The 4,619-nt window shown below is 36.8% G+C and carries 3 protein-coding genes and 1 pseudogene; 2 read left to right on the top strand and 2 right to left on the bottom strand.

All coding sequences use genetic code 11. The features are described from left to right. Positions 1-76: 76 nt before the first annotated feature. Both ACQKCG_RS13740 and ACQKCG_RS13735 read right to left on the bottom strand, forming a co-directional pair. Positions 77-775, bottom strand: a complete 699-nt coding sequence (locus tag ACQKCG_RS13740) for a hypothetical protein (RefSeq protein WP_201556158.1) — start codon at positions 773-775, stop codon at positions 77-79. Beyond that, positions 768-2,204, bottom strand: coding sequence for a tyrosine-type recombinase/integrase (locus ACQKCG_RS13735; RefSeq protein ID WP_057758735.1), 1,437 nt, complete (start codon positions 2,202-2,204; stop codon positions 768-770). The genes ACQKCG_RS13740 and ACQKCG_RS13735 overlap by 8 nt, the downstream gene beginning before the upstream one ends. 267 nt (positions 2,205-2,471) lie before the next feature. Here ACQKCG_RS13735 and ACQKCG_RS13730 point away from each other — a divergent pair, with 267 nt between their 5' ends. Both ACQKCG_RS13730 and ACQKCG_RS13725 read left to right on the top strand, forming a co-directional pair. Beyond that, positions 2,472-3,416, top strand: coding sequence for an Arc family DNA-binding protein (locus ACQKCG_RS13730; protein ID WP_057758737.1), 945 nt, complete (start codon positions 2,472-2,474; stop codon positions 3,414-3,416). 106 nt (positions 3,417-3,522) lie between these two features. Further along, positions 3,523-4,271: pseudogene (locus tag ACQKCG_RS13725) on the top strand (IS5 family transposase). The last annotated feature ends 348 nt before the right edge of the window (positions 4,272-4,619 follow it).

The following is a 4,619-nucleotide window of genomic DNA, read 5'->3' as shown; positions in this document are numbered from 1 at the left end:
CAAGCTAAGTTTCTACGACAAGGTTGGATGGAGAATAATCTACCTAAACTATTTCATAATATGGGTTGTACTTCTTTTATTTTGGATTGACTATAGGTATAGGGTAGATTTTATTTAATATGGCGTATGAGAATTCATTAAAGTATGTAATGCAGGTTTGTAAGAAGTTTTTGAAGTCTTCTAATGAGGAGTCTCTTTCTTTACTGTTATGCCCCATATGACGATGCTTGGGAATAATACTAAGTATATCGATATCAGATAAGTTATAAGCGATTTTTATGAAATCTCTTGCAGTATTTAGCTTGTCATAAAGAGTTGTAGTGCTTATAGATTTTGCACCACTTAAACGCGCCTTTTGATAGAGATTAATTTGATAATATTTATAATTAGATGCTAAATCATCTAAAGTAAGAGGCTTAGAGCCTTCAAAATCACAAAAATCAAAAAAATATCTTAAATTATGAAGGTAACCTCGCACCGTTTCATCTCTCAACCCTTTTTGAAGGATTTCCCTAAGGTACCTTCTCAACCATTCTACACGTTCTATAGACAATGTTGATTCATCAACTAGGCCCGTAATATAGCTCTTAGTTTTATCTCGGGAATGACCAGAATCGTTCTCTCTATTGGTATAGCAGACTCTACCAATATCGACTTTAAAGGACACACCATCAGCTCTTGAACCTACAATTACTGTGTATTGAGGATCAACGATATCTTCTATTTGCTTAGTGCTTATCTCAATAAGCTGCCTGTCATTGAAAGAATTAGACATTATATTCGCCCTTATCAAATGTTACGCCGAACGTATCTTGTATATCATTGAATTCTTTTACTTCCGAGTCGAATTTTAGATAGGCCTCAGTGGTTGTTAGGCTTCTATGGTTTAACCTTTGTCTGACATGATCAAATATCTTAGAATCAGGGTATTCCTTAGCTCTAAGGTTTCTTACGATATTCATCCCATAGGTAGCACGCAAATCATGGAATGAAAAATTTTGAAGACTTGGTTCAAATTTTTGAACCTTGGAAATGAATTTTTTTAATTCATTTCTTAAAGATTGGCCGTTTTTAGGTACCATAACGGGCGCTTCAGTGTTCCAAACTGGTTTAGGGTTGTTACGATTACGATCTATAATTTCTCTTTCAGCAGTTAAATAGGGGTTTCCAGTTCGAGTTAAAAACACATAGTTATCGTCAGTATTTGCATAAAAGCTGTTTATATTTTGTCTTCTATGTTCCGCTCTTTCGCAATCTATATATGTTGCTAAATGATCAATTAGGTTACGTGAAAACATTAAGCGGTTTAGTCGCCCACCCTTTGAATCTGTTCTGTATTTATATCCAGTATTTATCACGGCATAATTTGAATCAGCATTTTGTTCTAAGTAGTGGAGAGCAGTTTTGATACAAGCAATAGAGAGAGTGCATACGCTTTGTTGTCTAGCTCCTGTTCCGAGAGCTATTCTTATCATTAGCTCTAACTCTATTGACGCATAGTTTTTATCAAATGCCCTGAAAATAATTTCTTGTTCTTCAGAGCTTAAAGGACGCAGACTGCCTCCATCTCTCAACTTACCTAGTGATGGTAAGGGTTTTCTGCTGCTTCTTAGCTTGAGATCATTTGTAATAACACTAATATTCCTCATTATTCCTACATTATTATGAATAGGTATAGAAACCTTCCTTTCTCTAAAGGGCTTATTCTCTATATCAGACTGAGATACGAATGATTGATGCTGTATATAATTATAGAAATGAGCAACAGAGGACAGAATGTTATTAATGTATTGAGAGCTAAAGTCGTGCTGTTCTATTACAGCCTGTAAAAAAGCTTTGAATTTGCGAGGAACTCTTTGCTGATACTGGGTAGGTAAGTCTAAAAAGTGTTGGTTACTATGTTCTAGGTACTGTAGATAGTATTTTAGGTGGATAGCTCTTGCGGATAACGTTTTCATATTTGAAAGCGCAGGAGTGTCTAGTTGTCCCATGAGATATAGGTTACCTATTTTCCAAGGTAAACCATCTGATTGAATGATAACAGGCATTCTGAAGTGATAATCTGAGTTAGCTAAAGAGCTAAAAGTGTAATCGTAATCATTAGCCTGAGCAGTCTTTGACCAATTTGCATTCTGCAATCTAAACCGTCTTAGATAAATTACTTTTGCATTAGAGTCAAAAAGGTCTTTAAGAGAAGGTTTCATCTCTTTTCTAGTTCACTGAGTTCTTTGGCTTTAAACATAAGCTTTTCTATATATTGAGATAACGAATGGAACTGGTTCTTTGCATCATTTATGGCAAAATTCTTAAGTTCTTTAGGTACCCGGACGTTCATCTGAACCTTCTGATTTGACATGTATTTACCTCTTTAGGGTTTGTTACATAATATGATAGCATTATGCTATCATTGCCGCAAGTTCCTTATGGTAATATTATTTGTTTTAAATTCAATATTCTATTTGGGCTTTAAAATGTCAAAAAATGTGCAGTTTAATTTAAGAATTCCTACTGAATTGAAAGCCCTGATCTCCGATGCCTCAAAAGTTAGTGGACGTTCAATTAATGCCGAGGCACAGTATCGACTAGAAAAATCTTTTGAAGGTCAAGAAGGAAGTTATATCGAAGCTATCGACGATTTAAAGAGTTTTTTTGATGCTCATTTACGTAGCGATCGCTTAAATCTACTATCTGGCAAACTAAATTTCCTCTTGAGTGAAGCTAAGGCAACTGATAGTTTTCATACCCCAAGTATTTCTAGAGTTGCTGAGGCCCTGGGATACAATAGTGTGGGCGTTACTGAGGATTGGTTTGAAGGGCGAAAAGAGCCATCGTTTAACGAATTAGAAAAATTAGCCACATACTTTGGATGCCAAAAGAATTGGCTCGTTCATGATGAAGGAAGGCCTTTCGCAAAAGAAACATTTGAGTTTGGTTATGATATTGAAGAGAATGCTAGAAGCTTATTAAAAGGTAATAATGAAGATGAGGTTAAGTTGGTCTGGTTTGCTCGGAACAATACTGAAAACGGTGAACTAGTTATTATCAAGCATTACGATAGTTGGCATGGTTTGGTTCTAGACTCTCGTGTGCATGTCAGTGACAAAGTAGGTATAGGTGGCTCTGAAGACAGAGCGCTCCTATCCTTAACATTAAAGTATCTTTGTAAGTACCATATCTCAAAGATCAGAGGAGCAATAGTTTCAGAACCAGACTTTAACGAATTAATTTGGGCCAAACAAAATCCGATCAAAGTAATTGATAAGTATCGTCACAATTCTTGGATTGAAGATATTTGGGATAGGTCAATGTATTCAAAGAAAGCTAATAGTTACTGGAAAGGATGGAGTGAGATGTGCATGTCTAATGAACTTTATATTAGTGGACATGAGATTTTATCTAAAATATCTATAAAGTAATTTGAGATAAAATAAGTATGCCATACTAGGGCGTGTCATCAATTAGCATAGATATTTCAGAATAAGCTATACTTAGATCGTATTTAGGAATTTGAGCTCAATGACTATGACAAGACGACATGCCCTACGTGATGACCAATGGGAGAGAATTAAAGACATTCTACCTGGTAAACCAAGTGACGTTGGTGTTACTGCAAAGGATAACCGCTTGTTCGTAGAAGCGGTTCTGTACCGTTACAAGACCGGCATACCTTGGCGTGACCTACCTGAACGCTTTGGCGACTTCAGAGTGATTCATACTCGTTTTAGTCGCTGGTCAAAAAAAGGCGTATGGAAGCAGGTTTTTAATCAACTCTCTGAACAATCCGATGACGAATATGCCATGCTAGATGCCACGATTGTTAAAGCCCACCAGCACAGTGCTGGAAAAAAAGGGATCAAGCCATTGGACGCAGCAAAGGTGGACTGAAGACTAAAATACATACTCGAACAGATGCATTAGGCAATCCTACTGGCTTTTATCTAACAGGTGGGGCAGCTCATGACCTGTGTGGCTCAGATGAATTGCTTGATGTCAGTATTAGCCAAACGTGGCTTGCCGATAAAGCTTACGATGCTGATGCCCGCGTTATTGAACCGATTAAAGCAGTGCAAGGTAATGCAGTTATACCATCTAAGTGTCATCGGCTGCAGCCAAGAGACTTCGATAAAGAGCTTTATAAAGCGAGGCACCTAATAGAGAACTTCTTTGCCAAGATTAAGCAGTATCGTGCGATTGCCACTCGCTATGATAAGTTAGCCAGTCATTTCCTTAGTGCCATTCACTTAGTTTCTTGTGTCGTTTGGCTTAATTGATGACACGCCCTAAAGAAAATCAATAAATATGGACGTGCAAGGTAGCCATTACTCGTGGTAATGCGCCTTTAGCAATGTTGCTTTATTGTAATGAAAATAAGGGCACTATACTAGCGTTATTGCGAGCAAATACTGATGTAAATAATAAGGTAAGTAGTAATAAATAATGCTAAACCAAGGATTTAGCGTCTATGTTAAAAAGGCTATTTAGTAAGATTGAAAAAGACAACGTCCTATTATCAAAGGACGTTGTCTTTTTAATGGGTAGAAATGATGTGGAATTTATCTACATTTAAACGATTAATTTAGCGCGGTTAAGGTTTGCTCAAACGCTGCGCGCCCGATTTC

The sequence above is a fragment of the Psychrobacter sp. NPDC078929 genome (genome assembly GCF_050267985.1).
GTDB lineage: Bacteria > Pseudomonadota > Gammaproteobacteria > Pseudomonadales > Moraxellaceae > Psychrobacter.
This window is presented reverse-complemented; position numbering and strand designations above follow the sequence as displayed.